Annotated in this window: 14 protein-coding genes and 1 pseudogene; 10 read left to right on the forward strand and 5 right to left on the reverse strand. The window is 65.6% G+C overall.

From position 1 onward, the window contains the following. The first annotated feature begins 33 nt into the window (after window positions 1-33). Window positions 34-600 carry an ECF-type sigma factor gene (locus G3I74_RS10105; RefSeq protein WP_164211461.1) on the forward strand — a complete coding sequence of 189 codons (567 nt, stop codon included), beginning with the start codon at window positions 34-36 and terminating at the stop codon, window positions 598-600. Window positions 601-622: 22 nt separating this feature from the next. On the opposite strand, the gene G3I74_RS10110 is transcribed toward G3I74_RS10105, so the two are convergent. Together G3I74_RS10110 and G3I74_RS10115 are read right to left on the reverse strand one after the other, a co-directional pair. Then, window positions 623-3,091 (reverse strand): serine/threonine-protein kinase, encoded by a 2,469-nt coding sequence (locus G3I74_RS10110; protein ID WP_164211462.1) that lies wholly within the window; start codon window positions 3,089-3,091, stop codon window positions 623-625. Between the two features lie 13 nt (window positions 3,092-3,104). After that, on the reverse strand, window positions 3,105-3,608 hold the full coding sequence (locus tag G3I74_RS10115; RefSeq protein ID WP_239056824.1) for a DUF456 domain-containing protein: 504 nt from the start codon (window positions 3,606-3,608) through the stop codon (window positions 3,105-3,107). Between the two features lie 101 nt (window positions 3,609-3,709). Here G3I74_RS10115 and G3I74_RS10120 point away from each other — a divergent pair, with 101 nt between their 5' ends. Further along, window positions 3,710-4,312, forward strand: coding sequence for a carboxymuconolactone decarboxylase family protein (locus G3I74_RS10120; protein WP_164211463.1), 603 nt, complete (start codon window positions 3,710-3,712; stop codon window positions 4,310-4,312). A 36-nt stretch (window positions 4,313-4,348) separates the two neighbouring features. Here G3I74_RS10120 and G3I74_RS10125 read toward each other — a convergent pair whose 3' ends face one another. Next, window positions 4,349-5,386 carry a threonine aldolase family protein gene (locus tag G3I74_RS10125; protein WP_338063093.1) on the reverse strand — a complete coding sequence of 346 codons (1,038 nt, stop codon included), beginning with the start codon at window positions 5,384-5,386 and terminating at the stop codon, window positions 4,349-4,351. Window positions 5,387-5,586: 200 nt separating this feature from the next. Here G3I74_RS10125 and G3I74_RS16330 point away from each other — a divergent pair, with 200 nt between their 5' ends. The 3 genes from G3I74_RS16330 to G3I74_RS15940 all read left to right on the forward strand — a co-directional run bounded on the left by G3I74_RS16330 (window position 5,587) and on the right by G3I74_RS15940 (window position 6,577). Next, window positions 5,587-5,772: a PIN domain-containing protein gene (locus tag G3I74_RS16330; protein WP_164211664.1), complete on the forward strand. Its 186-nt coding sequence runs from the start codon at window positions 5,587-5,589 to the stop codon at window positions 5,770-5,772. A 44-nt stretch (window positions 5,773-5,816) separates the two neighbouring features. After that, on the forward strand, window positions 5,817-6,191 hold the full coding sequence (locus G3I74_RS10135) for a hypothetical protein (protein ID WP_164211464.1): 375 nt from the start codon (window positions 5,817-5,819) through the stop codon (window positions 6,189-6,191). A 215-nt stretch (window positions 6,192-6,406) separates the two neighbouring features. Continuing rightward, entirely contained in the window at window positions 6,407-6,577 is a 171-nt protein-coding gene (locus tag G3I74_RS15940; RefSeq protein WP_239056825.1) for a TIGR03032 family protein, read from the forward strand. Here the strand turns inward: G3I74_RS15940 and G3I74_RS15945 are convergent. Next, window positions 6,517-6,702 (reverse strand): annotated as a pseudogene (locus G3I74_RS15945) (nucleotidyltransferase family protein); the annotation flags it as partial. The gene G3I74_RS15940 and the pseudogene G3I74_RS15945 overlap by 61 nt on opposite strands. 100 nt (window positions 6,703-6,802) lie before the next feature. Here G3I74_RS15945 and sohB point away from each other — a divergent pair. The 5 genes from sohB to G3I74_RS10165 all read left to right on the forward strand — a co-directional run bounded on the left by sohB (window position 6,803) and on the right by G3I74_RS10165 (window position 16,264). Next, the gene (gene sohB / locus G3I74_RS10145; protein ID WP_164211465.1) at window positions 6,803-7,879 is read left to right on the forward strand and encodes a protease SohB; all 1,077 of its coding nucleotides are present in this window, start codon (window positions 6,803-6,805) and stop codon (window positions 7,877-7,879) included. Window positions 7,880-8,216: 337 nt separating this feature from the next. Beyond that, the gene (gene vapC / locus G3I74_RS10150; RefSeq protein WP_203594695.1) at window positions 8,217-8,609 is read left to right on the forward strand and encodes a tRNA(fMet)-specific endonuclease VapC; all 393 of its coding nucleotides are present in this window, start codon (window positions 8,217-8,219) and stop codon (window positions 8,607-8,609) included. A gap of 229 nt (window positions 8,610-8,838) precedes the next feature. After that, window positions 8,839-12,699, forward strand: a complete 3,861-nt coding sequence (gene hrpA / locus G3I74_RS10155) for an ATP-dependent RNA helicase HrpA (protein WP_164211466.1) — start codon at window positions 8,839-8,841, stop codon at window positions 12,697-12,699. 111 nt (window positions 12,700-12,810) lie between these two features. Next, complete coding sequence (locus G3I74_RS10160; RefSeq protein WP_164211467.1) at window positions 12,811-14,082, forward strand: hypothetical protein; 1,272 nt, start codon at window positions 12,811-12,813, stop codon at window positions 14,080-14,082. A gap of 142 nt (window positions 14,083-14,224) precedes the next feature. Beyond that, on the forward strand, window positions 14,225-16,264 hold the full coding sequence (locus G3I74_RS10165; protein WP_239056827.1) for a bifunctional (p)ppGpp synthetase/guanosine-3',5'-bis(diphosphate) 3'-pyrophosphohydrolase: 2,040 nt from the start codon (window positions 14,225-14,227) through the stop codon (window positions 16,262-16,264). Between the two features lie 4 nt (window positions 16,265-16,268). Here the strand turns inward: G3I74_RS10165 and G3I74_RS10170 are convergent, their stop codons facing one another. Further along, on the reverse strand, window positions 16,269-20,786 hold the full coding sequence (locus tag G3I74_RS10170) for a glycosyltransferase (RefSeq protein WP_164211469.1): 4,518 nt from the start codon (window positions 20,784-20,786) through the stop codon (window positions 16,269-16,271). Window positions 20,787-20,810 lie beyond the last annotated feature (24 nt).

Consider the following 20,810-nt stretch of genomic DNA (forward strand, 5'->3'; position numbering starts at 1 on the left):
GGTGATGGGTCATGCCAGATAGACCATTCAATCATGTCTTCCCCTGACCCGCGTCGAATCGCCGATCTTCTTCAGCGCTGCAGCGGCGAGGACGACCGGGACTTCAGCCGGCTGGTGCCGCTGGTCTACGAGGAACTGCGCGCCATGGCCGGCCGCCAGATGGGCGCGCAGCGGCGCGATCACACCCTGCAGGCCACCGCCCTGGTCAACGAAGCCTGGCTGCGCATCGCCCGAACCGAGTACCAGAGCTGGGCCGATCGACGCGAGTTTCTGCTGTTTGCAGCCACCGTCATGCGCAACGTGCTGGTCGACTATGCCAGGCGCCAGAACGCCGCCAAGCGGCCGACTCCGGCCGATCGCGTCCAGCTTGATGGGCTAGCGACCGGCGATCCCTTTGGCGCCGATCTTCTGGCCATGGACCAGGCCCTGGAGCAACTGGCGGCGATCGACCCCCGCCAGACCCGCATCGTTGAACTGCGCTACTTTGCCGGGCTGAGCATCCCCGAAACCGCCGAGGCGTTGGGGGTCTCCGAGTCCACGGTGACCCGGGAATGGCGCATGGCGCGGGCCTGGCTGAAGCGCGCGCTGAGCGTTACTTAACTAGCCGCATGGCCCACTAGCCTCACGGTACGGCCTGTCCGAGCTGGCGCTCGACCAGGTCCAGCCGCTCGCTGAGCGTGTTGCGCAGATCGCCGGTCGCCTGGTCGGGACCAGCCGGCAGCAGCGCCAGGGCCTGGCGATAGGCCTGGGCGGCTTCGGCGAGGCGGTCCTGCTGGACCAGGGCGCTGCCCAGAATGTCCAGTGCCTGGGCGCGGTAGCTCAGCTCGATCCCGCCCAGCGGCTCATCGAGGTCGGCCGACCCCGTCAGCAGCGCGCGGATCAGGCGTTCGGCGACGTCCGGTTCGCCGACGCGCAGGTGCAGCGCGGCCCGGTTCGAGACCGATAGCCGGTACAGGTAATGGTCGCGTCCGGCCACGTTTTCAATCATCGCCGCCGCGCGCTGGAACGCCGCGATCGCCTCGGCGTCGCGCTCGGCGCTGGCCAGCGCCACGCCAAGATTGCCCAGCGTATTGGCCAGTCGCTGGCTGGGACCGACCAGCCGTTCGTGGTCGGCCACCAGCTGTCCGAACCGCTCGATGGCCAAGGCCGGGTCGCTCAGCATCAAGGCGGTCGCGTGCGCATGTTGGCCGCGCAGCCGGCGCGGATCGTCTGCATCGTAGAGCTGGCGGGCCAGCGGCTCGGCCTCGCGGGCGGTCTGCAGCGCGCGCTCGGGTTGGTTCTGGATGACGTAGGCGGCCACCAGCGCCGAGCGCGCTTCGAACAGCAGTTCCGGCGTCCCGGACGGGCGGGCGGCGAGATCGGCGACGATGGATTCCAGCTCGGCCACGGTCTGGTCCAGCGGAACATCCATGACGTTGGCGTGGTTGCGCAGCTTGCGAATGCGCACCCGCAGGACCCGGTCGCTGCCGGCCTCGGCGGTTTGCGAGTACAGCGCAAGCGCGCGCCGGTCGGCGGCGATCGCCGCTGCCGCCCGGCCGGCGGAATCGAAAGCCGCGGCGATTTCGGCCTCGATGTGCGCTTGTTCGGTCAGCGACGAGCTCGAAGCCAGATCCTCGCGCGCCTGGCTGAGCAGCGGCAGCGCCTGCTGGCCCAGGCCAAGCGCGTTGTAGGCCTGGCCCAGGGCTAAGTGGATGGAACCCAGGGCGGCGGGGCTGAAGGCCTCGCTGGTCGCCAGCCGCTCGCTGGCCCGGTCGAGAATCTCGCGCACGGTCACGGTATTGCCGCGCGAGGGCAGGGAGTCGGCGCCGGAAAAGACGTCGTTCATGAAACCGGTGACGGCCTCGGCGCGGTCGCGTTCCCAGGATATGCGCTGCAGCTGTTTCTCGCGATCGGCCATGAAGCCGATCAGCAAGGCCAGCGCGAGCAGCGAAAGCGCGACGCTGAGGCGGTGACGGGCCAGGAAACGCTCCAGGCGATACATCTTGCCGCCGCCGCGCGCCGCGACCGTGCGCTTTTGGCCCAGCCGCTCCAGGTCTCTGGCGAGCTCCCGGGCCGAGCGGTAGCGCTCCTCCGGCTTCGGCGCCAGCGCTTTTTTCACAATCGCGTCCAGGTCTTTGGAGATCTTGGCGACGGGCGCGCTCTGCCCAGCTGCCGCGCGCTTGCGCAGCGACGAGAGCGGGCGGGTCTTTAGCGTCTCCAGGCGTTCATGCGGATCGACCAGGGCATCGAACGGCCGCCGCCCGGTCAGCAGTTCACGCAGGATCACGCCCAGCGAATAGACATCCGAGGCCGCGCTCATCGACTGACCGGCGAGCTGCTCGGGGCTGGCGTAGGCGAGGGTCATGAAGCGGCCTTCCGGATCAGTCCCGTCTTGCGGCCGGTCGTCCATCATGCGGGCGATGCCGAAGTCCAGCAGCTTGGGTTCGCCCTCGGCCGTGACCAGGACGTTGGACGGCTTGAGGTCGCGGTGGATGACCATGTGGCGATGGGCGTAATCGACCGCTTCGCAGACCTTGATGACCAGCTCCAGGCGCTGGTCCAGCGCGGCGTTGCGTTTTTCGCACCAGGCATCGATCGGCTCGCCGCGCACGTACTCGGTGGCCAGAAAGGGTCGACCGTCGGCGGTCAGGCCACCGTCGATCAGGTGGGCGATATTGGGATGACTGAGCCGGGCCAGGGCCTGGCGTTCGTTGGCGAAGCGATCGGCCAGCGCCTGGGTCAACTCTTCGGCCGGCAGCAGCAGCTTCAGGGCGACCCGCTGGGTCACCTCGCCATCGATGCGCTCGGCCAGGTAGACCACGCCCGTCCCGCCGGCATCCAGTCGCTCAAGCAGCCGGTAGTTGCGCGGCATGGGCACTTCCAGGGCCACCGCCATGAGGGCGCTGCGCGCGGCCGTCTGGAAGCGCTCGGGGGCGTCGTCTTCGGAATCGTCTTCGGCCGCGGCCAGCAGCCACTCGACGTCCTGGCGCAAGGCCGGGTCCTGGCCGCAAAGCGCGGTCATGGTCGCGGCGCGCTGGACGGGCTCGACGGCCAGCAACTGCTCGGCAATCGCCTTGGCCTTGAGATAGCGCTGCGGGTCCGGGTCGCTCATCGGCTCGGGTTGCCTACAACCACCAGGCCAGGGCAAACCAGACCAGCATCACCGCGCCGATGACGACCTTGGCCGCGGTGCCGATCACCACGCCGATCGACGCGCCGACGCCGGCGCGCATTGAGTCATCCAGGTTGGCCTTGCCCAGCAGGTGACCTGCGACCGCGCCGATAAAGGGACCGAACAGGATGCCGGCCAGGCCGAAGAACAGTCCGACCAGCAGCCCGACGGTGGCGCCCAGGATGGCCAGGCGACCGGCGCCGAAGCGCCGCGCGCCTTCGGCGGTGGCCAGAAAGTCGATGACGACCGACAGCACGGCGAGCACGCTCAGCCACAGCATGGTCGTGACGGAAACCGCGATGAAGCCGTCCATCCAGGCCATCAGCAACAGGCCAAGCAGGATGATCGGCACGCCAGGAAGGGCCGGCAGCACGGTGCCGGCCAGGCCGATCACGACCAGCAGCACGGCCACAATCCAGCCCGGTATCTTCAGCAGTTCCCAGCTCAGCCATTCCATCGCGCATCGGTCCATGCAACATTGACGGGTCGATTATCGCATTGAGTCGGCGCGGCATCCGATATGCTCGGGATGCTGGGTCATTTCAAAGGAGAAGGGTCATGGCACATCTCGAGCCGCTGCCGGCCGAAGCGGTACCGGAACTGGCCGAGACCTTTCGCCAGTTCGAAAACATTCTGGGCTTCGTGCCCAACAGCCTCCTGACCATGCAGCGCTGTCCGGAGATCGTCAAAGGCTTCGGTGCGCTGACCGCGGCGGTGATGAACCCGCGCGGCCGGGTCGATCCCGGCTTCAAGCGCCTGCTGGCGCATTTCGCCAGCCGCGCGGCCGGTTGTCAGTATTGCCAGGCTCATTCATTGCTGGCCGCCGGCATCAGCGGCGTGCCCGAAGACAAGGTTCAAGCCGTGTGGGACTATCAGACCAGTCCGCTCTACTCGGAAGCCGAGCGCGCGGCGCTGGATTTCGCCCTGGCGGCCGGAGCGGTGCCGAACGAGGTCGACGAAGCGCTGATGAGCCGGATGAAGGCGCACTGGAGCGAAGACCAGATCGTTGAGCTGCTGGCCGCCATCTGCCTGTACGGCTTTCTCAACCGCTGGAATGACTCCATGGCCACCGAACTCGAGGAAGCGCCGCGGCGCCTGGGCGAGGAGCTGCTGGCCAGCGGCGGCTGGACGGGTGGCCGGCACTTGAAGCGGGGCGAGTGACCCGCTGCCGTTGACATCGGGTGTGGCGACTTGCCTCTAGGTCGCCTCGTTCTGCCGGAGCGCGGCCAGAAAATCCTGCACCTGCTGCTCGGGCGTGGCAAACGTGCACACCAGCCGGGCGACGTCGTCGAAGCCGGGCCAGATATGGAATTCGAAGCCTTGGTTCTTGAGCGCCTGCAGGACGGCCGGGTCGGCGCGCATGAAGACTTCATTGACTTCCACCGGCCACTGCAGGTCGGCCACACCTGACGCCTCGATGCCCGCAGCCAGCTCGGCGGCGCGCGCGTTGGCCGTGCGCGCTATCTCCAGCCAGAGTTCGTTGTCCAGCATGGCCAGCAGCTGGGCCGAGACGTAGCGCATCTTCGACAAAAGATGCCCACCGCGCTTGCGCCGGCGCTCGAGTCCTTCCAGCCATTCCGGCCGGCCGAACACGACCACGGCCTCGGCGGTCAGCGCGCCGTTCTTGGTCGCGCCGAACGACAGCACATCGACCCCGGCTTTCCAGGTGATCTCGGCCGGGCTGCAGCCCAGCCAGGCCACGGCGTTGGCAAAGCGCGCGCCGTCCATGTGCAGCGGCAGGCCGCGGGCGTGGGCAACCTCGGCCAGGGCGCGGACCTGCTCGGGCCGATAGCTGGTGCCGCACTCGCTCGCCTGGGTGATGGAAACGACCGACGGCTTGCAGTTGTGCACGCCGTGTGCACCGGCCGAGTCGATCGCCTGGCCCAGGGTGTCGGGATCGAGCCGGGCGTTGTCGCCGTCCAGCGGAACCAGCTTGGCGCCGTGGGTGTAGAACTCCGGCGCGCCGCCCTCGTCGCAGTGGATATGGGCTGAGCGATGACACATCACCGCGCCCCAGGGCGGGCTCAGCTCGCCCAGCACGATGCTGTTGGCGGCCGTGCCGGTGGCGATCGGCAATACGTGGCACTCGGTTTCGAACAGCTCGGAGAACCGCGCATCGAGCTGGCAGCTGTAGCGGTCATCGGCGTAGGCCGTGGCGAAATCCCGGTTGGCCTCGATGATGGCTTCCAGGACCGCGGGATGGGCGGGGGCTTCGTTGTCGCTTTTGAAGTTCACGATGTTGCTCTGGATTGACTGGTCGCGTGTATTGTGCCTTGCAGCGAGGCTTTTGCCTGGCTGCTTTGCAAAATACAGGACATGAACCCAAGAGTTCCCTGGCTCATTGATGGTAGACGGACCATTAGATAGTATTTATCGTCATCAGATAACTTGGAGGCGCTGAAAGTCCGTAGCAGGCCAACGCGCTACGCGCCTGGCTGGCGCGATTCAACATCATCGAAATCGACGCGGCTGTTGCCGAGCGCGCCATAGAACTTCGCCAGTCCCACCGCCTGCGCCTGCCCGACCTGCTGATCTGGGCTTCGGCCCAGGTCCAGGGCCTGATTCTGGTCAGCCGCAGTATCCGCGATTTCCCGTCCGATCAGCCGCTACTTAATACCTGACGCTTCTATTTGGGTCAACCGAATCAAACAACGAGAACAATGGAATGAAAAACAAATATTTGTGGATAGTTGTATCAGTCATTGCTTTGATCATAGTGGCTGCTGCGTTGCTGCCTGAACCTATTGATACGAACCTCGAGAAAATCGGCAATGGTCAGAGATCAGTGGTTTTTGTTTACGACCTCAACCTGTCGGTTAGCAACCAACAAGCCAACGAAATCAATAGAGCGCGAGAAATGATCGGCGAACAAGCCAATTTTCTGGTAGTCAAAGCCGGAGATCCTACGAGGAATGATTTTAAAGAGCGATATCAGACTCGCTCGGCTGATCTATTGTTTTTCAACGGTGATGGGGAACTGGTTGATCGGCAGAGGGCTTTAATGAATGCCGAGACTTTAATTGAAAAACTCACAGACTGATGTTGCAAGACAGCGAGGACGCACTGACAGGGATGTCTGCCGAAGAGAATGAGATTCTTCAAACGCATTTCCGGCCAGGAAGGCGAATAGCCGCAGGGCGGAGAGTGCGTTAGTGCACCATCTGTTCTGTAATTTCGGTGGCCTTGGTTCAAGGTAGGGCACCGGCTTATCCTTTTGTCGGAGTTTTCGAAGCACAGACAAAAAGGAATCAACCGATGACCTACAAAGTAGAGGGTGCCGCGCTGGAAGAGGGGTTGGCGAAACGCAACGCCGAATCGCGCTGCGGCCTGGTCGTCGTCGACCTCGACACCGGCCGGGTCGAAGAGGCCGAAAACACCTTTTCGGTGACGAGATCGTCCCGGCAGCCGAGCCGGTCCTCCAGGTAGAACTGCACGCCGAAATAGCGCTTGGAGGTGGCCGGGCCGTCGAAGGCCACCAGCACATCGACATCACTGCCGCTCGTTACCCTGACGTGGGCAGTGGAGCCGAACAGGGCCAGCCCATGGGCTATCCGAACCGGTTAACCCACACAAAACTAGCGGAGAGCCCGCTTTGTTTAGGGGGTGAGCGACCCGTCTATACTTCGCCTCTTTGCCCGGAGTAAACCGTCCATGTGGCCCGAGTATTTCCTGTTTCTTCTCAAGACGCTGACGCTGGCGGTTGCCGTGATCTTCGTCGTGGCTGCGGTGGTTTCGGTCCTGGCGCAGGCGCGCAAGATGCAGGCCGGCGACAGTCGGCTCAAGCCGCTCAAGATCCGCCGGCTCAACGACGAGATCGAGTCCCGCAGCAGGCAGTTGGGCGCAGCGCTGAACAAGACCGACGACGGCTGGAAGGCCAGGTGGGCCGAGTGGCGCCAGCGGTTGCCCTTCGGCAAGAGAAAGGACGAAGGCGACGCGCCCGCGGCTACCGAGGACAAAGCGGCGCGAGTGGGCGAGGAGAAGGACGAGTCGGATGGCGCATCACGCACCTTCGTGCTGCGCTTTCACGGCGACATTCGTGCCTCGGCGGTGGAGGCCTTGCGTGAAGAGGTCAGCGCCGTGCTGCAGGTCGCCGAGCCGGGTCGTGATCGGGTTTTGCTGGTGCTCGACAGCCCCGGTGGCGTGGTGCCGGGATACGGGCTCGCTGCCGCTCAGCTGGCACGTCTGCGCAGCGCGCAGATCGAGTTGATCGCGGTGGTCGATCGGGTCGCGGCCAGCGGCGGCTACATGATGGCCGCCGTGGCCAATCGGATCGTGGCCGCACCGTTCGCCATCGTCGGCTCGATCGGCGTCGTTGCCCAGCTGCCCAATCTCTATCGCCTGCTAAAGCGCAACGACATCGACGTCGAGTTGCACACCGCCGGGCAATACAAGCGCACCCTGACGCTGCTGGGCGAGAACACCGATGCCGGGCGGGAGAAATTCCGCGAGGAGCTTGAGCAGACGCACGTGCTGTTCAAGGATTTCCTCAATCGCTATCGGCCGCAGCTGGATCTGGAAAAACTCGCCACGGGTGAACACTGGTACGGCGAGGATGCGCTCGAGCTGGCCCTGATCGACGAGATCGGCACCAGCGATGATCTTGTCCTCGATGCGGTGAAGCAGGGCGAGGCGTTCGAGATCACCCAGCCGATGAAAAAGCGCGGCCTGCTCAATCGCTTGAGCGCATCGGCCCAGGCGGTACTGAGCGAGTGGCGCCACCCCCTTTGATCTGAGAAGGGCGAACACCCCGTTGCCGATGCGGTGGTGACTTGCCCGCTTTCTGCCGATTGGCGTGGCACTGGGCGAGGGTCTGGGCGTAGGTCTCGTCCACAATGGGGGCGAAATGGTCGATGGCGTGACCCGAGCGGTGTTGTCGAGCCGGTCGGCTGGAATGAGTTGATCTATCAGGCGGTTGGCAGCAAGGAAATCTAAGCCGGACTGGCTGATCGCGCCGCCGGTCGGGTTATCCCCACCGGAGAGCTGTTGCGCTGGTTCGAACGATCGGTCTTTACCCGGCCCATCTGCCGCAGGGCCGATGCCGTTCAGATAGTCGATCAGAGTATTTCTGTTTGACACCGACATCTCGATCTACGTGATCAAGCACAAGCCGCCGGAAGTTCGTGAGCGGTTTCGTCGTCACCATGGACAGATGGCGATTTCCACCGTGACACTGATGCAACTCGTATTCGGCGCAGAGAACTCGCAGCGCATCGATCAGAACCTGGCCGTGGTCGAGGGCTACGCCGCGCGCCTCGAGGTGCTTGATTACGACGTTCACGCAGCCTGGCATACCGGGCAGATTCGGGCCGAACTGCGTCGTGAAGGCAGGCCGATCGGCCCGTACGATCAGATGATTGCCGGATACGCGCGCGCCCGCGGCTTGACTGTGGTCACCAACAGCCATGAAGAATTCCGGCGTGATCAGGGTCTGCGTGTAGTCAATTGGCGCGACCCGTAGCGCCTCCTCTGGTATTTTGTACGCGAACTCGGTGATTTTCAGACAATATTGTGTCTGGCCGTTGGCGCAGGCTCACTCCAGGCCGATGCCCAGACGCCTGGGGCGGGGAGGACCCTCTTCAGTTCGACGCGTGGCGAGGCCTTCAGAGGGTCCTCCCCGCCCCAGGCGGCCTCAAAGCCTTCTGAACCAGGGACCAGGGATCTCACCGGGTATTTGCGACAATACGGGGATGCCCTCTTCCTTTGATCCCGATCAGATCCTCCAGCGCGATATTGCCTGGCTCAAGCGCCGGCACCGACAGCTGAGCCGCTTTCGCGGGCCGGTCGAGAAACGCGAGTCGCTGGAAGCGGCCTATCTGCAGCGGCTGGAAAGCTCGCAGGCGCGCGTTGCCCGGCGCCAGGCCGGTCTGCCGGATCTCGCGCGCCCGCCCGAACTGCCGATCAGTGCCCATGCCGACGCCATCGTCGAGGCCATTCGGTCCAACCCGGTGGTGATCGTGGCCGGCGAGACCGGCTCGGGCAAGTCCACCCAGCTGCCCAAGCTGTGCCTGGAGGCCGGTCGAGGCCTGCGCGGCCTGATCGGCTGCACCCAGCCGCGCCGGATCGCGGCGCGCTCGGTGGCCCGACGGGTGGCCGAGGAGCTGAAAACCGAGCTGGGGCAGGCGGTTGGCTTCCAGGTGCGCTTCAACGACCGGGTTTCGGCCGACAGCTATATCAAGTTCATGACCGACGGCATTCTGCTGGCCGAAATCCATGGCGACCGCCGTCTGGATGCCTACGACACCCTGATCATCGACGAGGCCCACGAGCGCAGTCTCAACATCGACTTCCTGCTCGGCTACCTGAAACAGCTGCGCCGGAAGCGCCCGGACCTGAAGATCATCATCACCTCGGCGACGATTGATACCGAGCGCTTTTCCAGCCACTTCGACCAGGCCCCGGTGATCACCGTCGAGGGTCGCGGCTACCCGGTAGAGGTGCGCTACCAGCCGCCGGAGGAGAGCGAGGACCTGGGTCGGCAGGTGCGGCGCGCGGTCGAGGCGGCCGGTCGGATCGACCATCGCGGCGATATCCTGGTGTTCCTGCCCGGCGAGCGCGAGATCTTCCAGGTCTCGCGCGAGCTCAAGCGCGCCAGCCTGGCCCACACCGAAGTCCTGCCGCTGTACGCCCGGCTGCCGGCCGAGGCCCAGGACCGGATCTTCCAGTCGCACACCGGTCGGCGCATCGTGCTGGCGACCAACGTCGCCGAGACCTCGCTGACCGTGCCCGGCATCCGCTTCGTGATCGACTCAGGCCTGGCCCGGATCTCGCGCTATGCCGCCCATTCGCGCGTGCTGCGGCTGCCGGTCGAGCCGGTCTCGCAGGCCTCGTCCAACCAGCGCGCCGGGCGCTGCGGCCGGATCGGACCGGGGGTGTGCATCCGGCTGTTCGACGAGGCCGATTTCCATGCCCGGCCCGAGTTCACCGAGCCGGAAATCCAGCGCGCCGGGCTGGTCGGCGTGGTGCTGGAGATGCTGGCCCTGGGGCTGGGTGAGCCGGAGGATTTTCCGTTTGTCGATGTGCCGCCGCGGCGACTGCTGGCCGAGGCCTGGATGAGCCTGGTCGAACTGGGCGCCGTGGACGAAAACAGAGCGCTGAGCGCGGTCGGCAAAAGCCTGGCCCGACTGCCGGTCGATGCCCGCCAGGGCCGGATGCTGATCGAGGCCGAGCGGCGCGGCGCGCTGGCCGAAGCGCTGATCCTGGTGGCGGGCTTAAGCATCGCCGATGTGCGCGAGCGGCCGCTGGACCAGCAGCAGGCCGCCGACTTAGCCCACGCCGAGTTCGCGGTCCCGGGCTCGGATTTTCTGACCCTGCTCAAGCTGTGGCGCTGGTGGCAGGAAACACGCGCCCAGCTCTCGCGTAGCCAGGCCGACAAACAGGCGCGCAAGCGCTTCCTCAACGCCCAGCGCCTGCACGAGTGGGGTCAGCTGCACGGCCAGCTGCTGGAGCTGGCGCGCGAAGAGGGCTGGAAGGTCGGCAAGGGGGGGCGAGCCGAAGACGAGGCCGTCCATCGCAGCCTGCTGTCGGGCCTGCTGGGGATGATCGGTCAGCACACCGAGAAGGGCGAGTACCAGGGCGCGCGCGGCCACAAGTTCCGGATTTTTCCCGGCTCGGGCTTAAGCCAGCGCACGCCCGGCTGGATCATGGCCGCCGAGCTGGTCGAGACCGGGCGGACCTATGCCCGCATGGTCGCGCCCATCCAGCCCGACTGGCTGGAGCAGCAGGCCGCCCACCTGCTCAAGCGCCGGGTGTTCGATCCGCACTGGGATCGGCGCTCGGGCCGGGTGATGGGCTACGAGCAGCTGAGCCTGCACGGCCTGATCGTGGTCGAGAAGCGGCGCTGCCACTATGGCCCGCACGACCCCAAGGTCGCCCGCGCGCTGTTCATCCGCCACGCCCTGGTGCGCGGCGAGATCAACGCCAGGGCAACGTTTCTGCAGAAAAACCGCGCCCTGCGCGAAGAGCTGGCGCTGCACGAGCACAAGCGCCGGCGCCGTGACGTGCTGGCCTCGGATGCCGAGCTGGAGGCGTTTTTCGACGCTCGGCTGCCGCACGATCTGTTCACAACCAAGGCGTTCTTGCGCTGGTATAAGGCCTTGTCGTCCGCCGAGCAGGAAAACCTGCTCTACGATCAGGCCACGCTGCTGCGCGAGCAGGCGCCGCTGGCGGCGCGCGATGCCTTCCCCGAGCGGCTGCAGATCGGTCCGGAGCAATTCCGTCTTCACTATCACTTCGACCCGGCCAGCGAGATCGACGGCGTGATGCTGGAGTGCCCGCTGCACCTGCTCAACCGGCTGGAAGCCGACCGCCTGGAGTGGCTGGTGCCGGGCCTGCTGGAAGAAAAAGTCACCGCGCTGATCGCCAGCCTGCCCAAGTCCAAGCGCCGCGCGCTGGTGCCGGCGGCCGAATACGCGCGCGCGGCGATCGAGCGGCTGGGCAACGAGCCGGCCGGCTCGCTGCTCGATCGGCTGTGCGTGGAGCTGGGCCGGATCAGCGGCATCGCCCTCGAGCGCGCCGATTTTCAGCCGGAAAAAATGCCGCGCCACCTGGATTTTCTGATTCGGGTGCGCGACGACAACGGCGCTGTTCTGGGCCAGAGTCGAGCGCTGGATGAGCTGATCGAACGTTTTGCCGAGCGCGCGCGGGCCGAGTTCATGGCCCGCCAGGCCGATCGCTGGCAGCGCGATGGCCTCAAGGCCGGCGATCTCGAGCCGCTGCCCGAGGTCGTCACCACCCGCGGCGGCCACCAGGCCTGGCCGGCGCTGGTCGGGCAGGGCGAGGTCGCCGGCGTGCGCCTGTTCGACACCGAGGCCGAGGCCCGCCTGGCCCACGCCGGCGGGGTTGGGGCGCTGCTCAAGAGCGGGCTGCGCGACCAGTGGAAGTACCTGGCAAAAAACCACGGCCTGTCGCGCCCGGCCCAGATCGCCTGGACGCGCGTAGAGGACATCTCCGAGCTGACCGAAGCCCTGCGCGAGCTGTCGCTGCGGCGTTTCACCGCGCCCGATGAGGTCTGGCCGGTGCGCGACCGGGCCGGATTCGACGCCCTGCTGGCCCGGGTCCGGCAGGCCTTCATCGCCGCCTGCCAGGGCGATGCGGCGGTGCTCGATGCGGTGATCCTGGCCTGGCACGAGCTGACCCTGGCCCTGGCCTCGCTGGAGCGGGCTGCACCGAACAACATTGCCGATCTGCAAAGCCAGCTCGAGGACCTGCTGTACGCGGGATTTCTCCACGATCTGGAGGCCGACCGCCTGGCACACTACCTGCGCTATCTCAAGGCCATGCGCCTGCGCCTGGAGGCGCTGGAGCTCGACCCGCTGCGCGATGATCAGCGCATGGCCGAAGTCCGGCCCTGGTGGCAAGCCTACCTCGATCACCTGGCCGGCGGCGGCTGGTACACCCCCGAAGTCGACCGGTTCCGCTGGCTGATCGAGGAATACCGAGTCCAGATCTTCGCCCAGCAGCTGGGGACGGCAGAAAAGGTCTCGCCGCCCCGTTTGGGGGAAGCCGCGGCCGTGGCCGGAATACCGGTAAGAGACCGAAAGGCTAAGTGATTTGGGATGTCGGTCACATGCCTGATTCAGATGAGTTTTTCACTTGAATTTAATCGTTGAGTTCGGGTCTGACGCTACAATACCGCTATCCTCTTTTCTGAAAATTCAGACATGCGCAATTATTTTTCGGTTACCCAGTTGTTTTTGGCCTTGCTGGTCTTGGCTGTTGTGCCGGGCGTTCTGCAGGCTCGCAGCGATAGAACAATTGAGGATAGCGGCCTCTTTTTTTCCGTCATTGCCGACAGGAATGGCTTTTTCAGCTTGGCCACGGTTGATGCGGCCCAGGAAGTGTTGCGCTACGAGCTGGCGGACCTGACGGTCTCATTTACCTTGGCTGATCAAGACCAATCAGATTTTGATAACCCACTTTTTTGTTTTGATTTCGGATCCTCCGTGGATTCCTCAATAAAGGTCCGCGCCACGAACTCGAGCGGGCATTTGGTCTTGGACGAGAGAGGCTTGTCGTCTGATCTTGAGTACCAGTTGAACGATAGTCGGTTTGCCTTCACGCCCTCGGGCTCCACCCAGTGTTTTTATGTTGGCTCTGATGGAACGTCGGAAGTCGCGGAGTTCGGATTGTTCGGCGTGGCTCCAGTTCAACCAGCAGATGATCCGAATGCCGATGATCTGATTTTTGCGGATCGCTTTGAACTGATCGAAAATAGAAGCGTAAGGGTTTCTTTTGAAGGCGTTCCGGATTCAGTTGTCGCCGGCGAAACGTTTTCCTACGACATCTTGATTCAGAACACTGGCGATGCCGCGCTTGACCAGCTAGCATTCCAGGAAGTCTTCCCGGGCAATGCGACTTACTTTCCGGCTGCGCTCGCCGTGGGAGAGTGGACTTGTGAAGGCACCGCATGCCCAGCGCAGACCGACACAACGCCGATTCGGTTGGACAGCATTTCTCTGCCCGTGGATGGATCAATCCGGTATCAGGTTTCTCGTACAGTCGATGCCGGGTCCACCGGTGGTTCGACGCTCGTCCTGTATGCCGGCGCGGTTGATGGAGCCGGGCAAGAGGCACCTTTTGATGTGGCTCAAGCTGAGATTCCGGTTGTAGGTGTCTTGCAGCAGTTCGAAGTATCGTTTACTGAGGCCAGCCCCATAGTGACCGCTGGCGGAGTGTTCCCGGAGTTCACAATTCGTGCGGTGGATAGTGGCGGAAATACAATAAAGACATTTGATGATTCTGTCGGTTTGACCCTGAGGAGTTCCACGGCAACCCTTGCGGTTCTGACCACAAGCATCACATGGGTCGACGGATTGGCAACAATTTCCAATCTTGATGTGCCCAGTGACGTGGAAGGCACTGACCGCTTGATTCGTGTGGAATTCGGAGATGTAACCGGAGATAGCGCCCCATTTGACATTGCCGCGCCGTGATGCCCAATTTGGCAAATTAGTCGCCTAAATGCTGCGCAACAATGAGCCAATCGATGGGCTTGACTTCTGGATAGCAAGATATCTTGAAAAAGGCGAGTTCTCTGGGCCAGTCACTGAAGGCTTAAGATTTTGCTTTGCAGCGATGGAGCACTCTGAGCAAGCGTTGGTTGCTAGCTCACTGGATGCTCTTTCGCCACTCGCGCCAGATGCAGAAACCGTGGCGGCCATCATTTTGTTCCCAATTGTGCTTAGGCGTCAGAAAATTCCGCGCGACGAGCCGGTGAGGGAACTGTCTCAGCTGGCTAGTTTGCTTGGTCAACTTGAGCAATTATCTTACTTCGGCCAGACCTACCTCCCCAACGACAACGCCCGCGCCGAAGGCCTGCGCCGCCTGCTGCTGGCGCTGGTGGCCGATGTTCGGGTCGTACTGATCGCGCTGGCCTGGCAGCTGGCCCGGCTGAAACTGGCGAGCGATCTGGACGAGGAAACCCGCCGCCACATCGCCCGCGAGACCCAGCTGATCCACGCCCCGCTGGCCAACCGGCTCGGCATCGGGCAGCTCAAGTGGCAGCTCGAGGATCTGGCTTTCCAGTACCTGGAGCCGCAGGCCTACCGCCAGATCCGGCTGATGCTGGCCGAACGCCAGTCCGACCGCGAGGCCTACATCAGTTCGTTCATGGCTCAGCTGCGACACATCGTCGGCGAGGCCGGGATCGAGGCCGAAATCAGCGGCCGGGCCAAGCACGTCTACTCGATCTGGCGCAAGATGCAGCGCAAGGGGCTGGATTTCCACGAGCTGTTCGACGTGCGCGCGGTGCGCGTGATGGTCGATTCCGTGGCCGAGTGCTATTCCGTGCTGGGCCTGGTCCACACCCACTGGCAGCCGGTGCCGGGCGAGTTCGACGACTACATCACCAACCCCAAGGCCAACCTGTACCAGTCGCTGCACACGGCCGTGACCGGTACCCGGGGGCGCGCCGTGGAGGTCCAGATCCGGACCCACGACATGCACCGCCACGCCGAGCTGGGGGTGGCCGCGCACTGGCGCTACAAGGAGGGCGGGCCGCGCGATTCGGGGCTGGAAAAGCGCATCGGCGTGATGCGCCAGCTGCTCGAGGGTTCAGAGCACGACGGCGACGACGCCAGCCTGCTCGAAGACTTCCAGAACCTGACCACCGAAGACCGGGTCTACGTGCTCACGCCCAAAGGCGAGGTCAAGGATCTGTCGGCCGGCGCCACGCCGCTGGACTTTGCCTACCTGGTGCATACCGAAGTCGGTCACCGCTGCCGTGGGGCGCGCGTCAATGGCCGTATCGTGCCGCTGACCACCGAGCTCAAGAACGGTGATCGGGTCGAAATCCTGACTGCCAAAGAGCCCCGACCGTCGCGTGACTGGCTCAGCCCCCGGCTCGGCTACATCCACACGGCCCGGGCCCGCTCCAAGGTGCGCCACTGGTTCAAGATGGCGCACTACGACGAAAACCTGGTCGCCGGGCGCAGCGCCCTGGAGGCGGAATTCAAGCGCCTGGACCTGGATTTCGACGAAGCGGCCGAGGTCCTGGAGCACTTCAATTTCCGCCGCGTCGAGGATTTGTGCGTGGCCGTCGGCTGCGGTGAGCTGGGTGCGTCGCAGGTGGCCCACGCGGTCGAGCGCAAGCATCCCGAGCGGCGCGCGGAAGCAACCACCATCCCGGTCAGCAAGCCGGTCCCGGCCCGGCCGGGCAAGGGCAGCGATATCCAGATCGAGGGCGTGGGCAACCTCATGCACAACATGGCCCAGTGCTGCCAGCCGGTGCCCGGCGACGACATCGCCGGCTATATCACCCGCACCCGCGGCGTGAGCATCCACCGTCAGGACTGCCGCCAGTTCATCAACCTGCAGCGCCAGTCGCCGGAGCGGGTGATCCGGGTGCGCTGGGCCAGCCAGTCCGCCAGCCGCTACCCGGCCCGCATTCTGATCGAGGCCTGGGACCGGCGCGAGCTGATCCGCGATGTCAGCGGCCTGCTGGCCGGCGAAAACGTCAACGTCACGGCCATGAACGCCAGTCGCCAGGATGACACCGAGCAGGTGCGCATTGACTTGACCGTCCAGGTCGAGGATTTCGATCAGCTGGCCAGCCTGCTCAGCCGCATGCAGTCCATCCAGGGCGTCACCACCGCGCGCCGCGTGCGCGACGTCTAAGGGCTCAGGCCGGTCTGCGCAAGCCCGGCTCGGTTTTCTCTGTCAGAAGCGCCGCGACCACCCTGCCGGCGGCGGCGCGCGAGAAATGTCGCTCGACGTTGGCCAGGCCGCCGTCGGAGAGCGTTCGCCAAAGCGGTTCGTTCTGGTAGGCGCGCACCACTTCGGCGGCAAAGCTTTCACCGTCTTCGGCCAGCAGCACGTCCTCGCCGTGGCGCAGAAACATGCCCTCGGCCGCGCAGGTGGTCGCGACCACCGGCAGGCCCCAGGCCATGGCCTGGTTGACCTTGCCCTTGACGCCCGCTCCGTAGCGCAGCGGCGCCAGCGACAGGCGGCAGCCGTTGAGGTAGGGGGTCAGGTCCTCGACAAAGCCGTGCACCATGATGCCGGGTCTGGCGCGCTCGCGCAGTGCGTCGGGCATGCGGCTGCCGATCAGATGGAGCTTGACGTCGGGCAGCTGCTCGCGAACGCGCGGAAAGATCTCGTCGATCAGCCATTCGGCGGCATCGACGTTGGGTGGATGCTGGAAGCCGCCGACGAACAGCAGGTCGCGGCGCGCGGCCCAGCCCTGCTGGCGCCCATGGATCGAGTGGATATTGGACAGAACCCGGATATCGGCCTCGGGCAGAAGCTCGGTCAGCAGCTGCTGCTCCACCGTGCTGACGACCAGGGTGATGTCGCACTCATCCATCAGACCCAGTTCGATCTTGCGGGTGCGGTCGGCGGCATTCTGCATGCTGTCGCTGCCGCTGAGTTCGGCCTGGCGCTGCTCGCGCAGGAAATGCAGGTCCACGGTGTCGAACACGATGCGCGCATGGGGGCAGCTTCGGCGCAGCGCCTTCAGGATCGGCGCGAGCACGTAGTGCCGGCTGACCAGCACCAGGTCGAGGTCTGGGCCGTAGTTTTTCAGCCATGACTCCAGCGCGCTGATCGCCGGCGCGCTCAGCACCTCGATGCCTTGCCGCTGCAGGGCGCTGGAGTAGCGGCCTTCCCACTTCAGGTTCTGCGGGCAGAAGGTGACCCGCCAGTTGTGCTCGACCATGAGTTCCATCAGCGCGGTTATACGCACCGAACCGGAATCGTGGTCGGGCATGGGGGTGGTGGCGTCGATCACCAGGGCGCGACCGGCGGCGTGATGGAAGCGGGCACGGCGGACCGGGTCGGGCCGGTCGCTATCGATGCGGTGCGGCGGCTGGCGGGTCAGGGCATCGCGCCAGCGCTGGCGGAATTTCTCGCGGTTGACGGCCTGGTAGCGCTTGGTCCCGCTGGTCTCGTCGGTGCCCGAGCTCACGCCTTCGTGGTGGATGATGGTGCAGGCTGGCTGGCAGTAGACCTTGCGGCCGTGCCGGCGGACCCGGAAGCACAGGTCGGTATCCTCGTAGTAGGCCGGGGCGTAGTGGCTGTCGAAGCCGCCGAGTTCCTCAAACAGCGCGCGCGGGATCGCCAGGCAGGCACCCGAGACGTAGTCGGCCTCGGAAGTAAAGTTGTACTGGGGCAGGGCCGGGTCCTCGTTGCGGCCGTAGTTCCAGCCGCTGGCATCGCTGAAGATGATGCCGCCGGCCTCCTGAAGGCGACCGTCGGGGTAGGCCAGGCGGGCGCCGACGATGCCGGCGTCCGGGAAATCCTCGAAGGTTTGCAGCAAGGCCTCCAGCCAGCCCGGGGTGAGGGTGGCGTCGTTGTTCAGAAACACCAGGAAGGGTGCGCGCGCGCGCTCAGCACCGGCATTGCAGCTGGCGATGAAGCCGCTGTTTTCGGCATTGCTCACCACCTCCACGCCCTCGCAGCGGCCCAGGAAGTCGGCCGTCTCGTCGCTCGAGCAGTCGTCGACCACGATGACCTCGAACGGCGTGTCGCCGGCCTCCAGGTGCAGGCTTTCCAGGCAGGCTGCGGTGTAGGCGACCTTGTTATAGACCGGAACGACGATGCTCGCCCGCGGCGCCGGCGCGTTCGGCAGGCGTACCGGCTGGGCGGGGGCGTGTTCGGCGGGCGCCTGCACGACCGGCACGCTGGCTTGTACGGGCGCCGCCGGCGGGGTGCCCTGGGCCAGCTGCAGCGTCCCGCGCAGGCCGTGAAAGCGCAGGCTGTGGACCAGCCTGCGCGCCAGGCGCGGCCAGCGCAGCGGATTCCATGCGTCCCGGTGTCGGGCATGATCGACAACGCGGTTGCCAAAGCGCAGCGGCCGGGTCCAGCGCCAGGAGCGGCTGGCGAAGATCAGCCGCAGTTCCTCCTGGGCGCGCTCGAGCTCATGATCGCTGCGGTGCAGGTCCTGCTGCGTCGCTTGCAGATCGTGCTGCGTCGCGTGCAGGTCCTGCTGGGTCGATTGCAGATGGGCGCGGGTCTGGGCCAGGTGATCCTGGCTGACGTGGAGCTCTGCGCGGGTATCGATAAGCGAACGCTCCAGGCCCTGGCGTTCGCTTTCCAGCGCATCGAGCCGGGCCTGGGTCTGAACGCGCTCGGCCTCGATTTCGCGCTCCAGGGCCTGCGCCCAGCGCGTTCGTTCCTCGCTCAGGCGCTCGTAGCGTCGCGCCCAGTCGGCTCGCTGGGCCAGCGCGGCCTGCAGTTCCTGCTGACGGCCTTTCAGCTCGGCCCGATCGCGCCGGGCCGCGGCGATCTGCAGGCTCAGGCGGCCGATCGCGGCCTGGCGCGGATCGGTAAGCGCCAGGGTCGGCGCGCTCGGGTTCAGGGCCGAAATCCGTCCCCAGTAGTATTTAAGCACCGAGGCCATGTCGGGATCGCCGGGCTGCGAAGCGGCCGCTGCCGCGAGCTGCTCCGGCTCGTTGTGTAGTCGCGATACCAGTTCGATCAAGGACTCGGGCTGCGGTTCGAAAAGCCAGCCGTCGCGGCCGTGGGCGATGCGTTCGATAAAGCTGCCCAGACGCGTGGCCAGCGGCGGCACGCCCACGGCGCGCAGCTCGGACAGGGTGTAATTCCAGGTCTCCGGCACGGTGGACAGAAACAGCCCGGCCTGCGGCCCGAGGCGCTGCAGCAGCGCCGGCAGCTGATCACGCTGATAGTCGAGCACGATATCAACGCCCGGCCGACCGAAAAAGCGCATGCCGTGGCGGCCGCAGCCCAGCAGCGTGATGTGGGCCAACGGTGCCAGCGCGTCCAGGGATTGATCGAGCAGGGCTAGGCCCTTGCCGGGCGACAGCCGGCCGGCGACGACGAGGTTCAGGCGGCCGTCGGCGCGTGGTCTTGCGCTGACGCTTTGCGGTTTCTGGTCCCAGCCGCTGAAGCCGTGGCCGATGATGTCGATTTCGGGCAAGGCGCTGCCGATCAGGGCCTGCCAGCGCCGAACGACCTCGGCGGTGGGGGCGAGCAGCTGCACCTGATTGTTCCCAACCGCCTCCAGCCAGGCTTTGGCGAGCGACTGCCAGTGCTCGACCTCAGGGTGGCGAAACAGCAGATGCTGGCCGTGTTCGGACAGCGCGCGCGCCAGATCGACGCCGCCTTCGGTCTGCGCCCAGTCCAGCGGATCGCGATCGAGCAGCGGCCAGGCGGGATAGAAGTCGTGCAGCATCTGGGCGGTGGGCAGCCCGGTGCGCAGCGCGTCCAGGCTGTGGCCGATCAGCGACGACACCAGCACCCGGCCGACCGCGAAGCGGCGCACAATCTCGGCCAGCAGCTGCCGGTAGCAGCGGTCGGTACGCACCGTATCGGCGATCGACGGCGTCAGCGGCAGCTCGCGCACCAACGCCTGACCGGGCCCGGCCGCATACAGGCGCAGAACCTGGCCGTGCGTGGTCCCGGCCGGGTTGCCGCTGGCCGACAACACCAGGTGATGGCCCTCGGTATCGTGCAGGGCAACGTCTTCAATCCAGCGCGCCACGCCGCCGCCCCAGTCGTGGCTGATATGCAGTGTTACCGGCCGGCCGTCCAGCCCGGCCCGAGGCGGAGGCGCAGGAAGCTTTTGCTCATCGGCCAGCGCCTGCAGCCGCAGCCGCGCCGATCCCAGGGTGGCTGCGGTTGCCGTGGGCTGAGTGTCGCCGGCGTTCACGCAGCGCGCCGGATCGAATACGAACAGGCTGTCGATCAGCAGCGCCGGGCTGCGTTCATCCAGCGCCGCGGCGCTGCCGTGGGGCAGGTAGAGGCAGTCCAGCGGGAAGTCTTCGACCGGCGTTGCCTGATGCTCGGCGCACAGCCAGAGCCAGCGGTCGGCGGTATCAGCATCGCTGAAGGCGTCAAATCCGGCCAGCGGATTGATCGGGTCGGCGTAGTTCCCGGCCGGCAGACGCGGCAGTGGCGTGGGCTCGGCGGTGGCTGCGGTCAGTCGCTCTCGCCAGCGCTGGGGCAGGCGCAGACCGCTGCGCACGAACATAACCGCGCAATCGCGAGTGTATTCCCGGGCCGCGTCCAAGCAGCGCGCGAAATCGGCAGCGCGTGGCGTGAGCCGGCTGACCTGTACATCCGGATCGCCCGGGCGCAGCGGCAGGTCGGCAAGCCATTTCTCGTCGATGCGGCCATCGCCGCCGCGAAGCGCGATGAGCTGGATGGGGGCGGATTCTCCGGCCGATTGCTTGTGCATAAAACGCCTGGTCCAGACCGTCGG

The organism is Wenzhouxiangella limi, assembly GCF_010499265.1.
GTDB classification, from domain to species: Bacteria; Pseudomonadota; Gammaproteobacteria; order Xanthomonadales; family Wenzhouxiangellaceae; genus Wenzhouxiangella; species Wenzhouxiangella limi.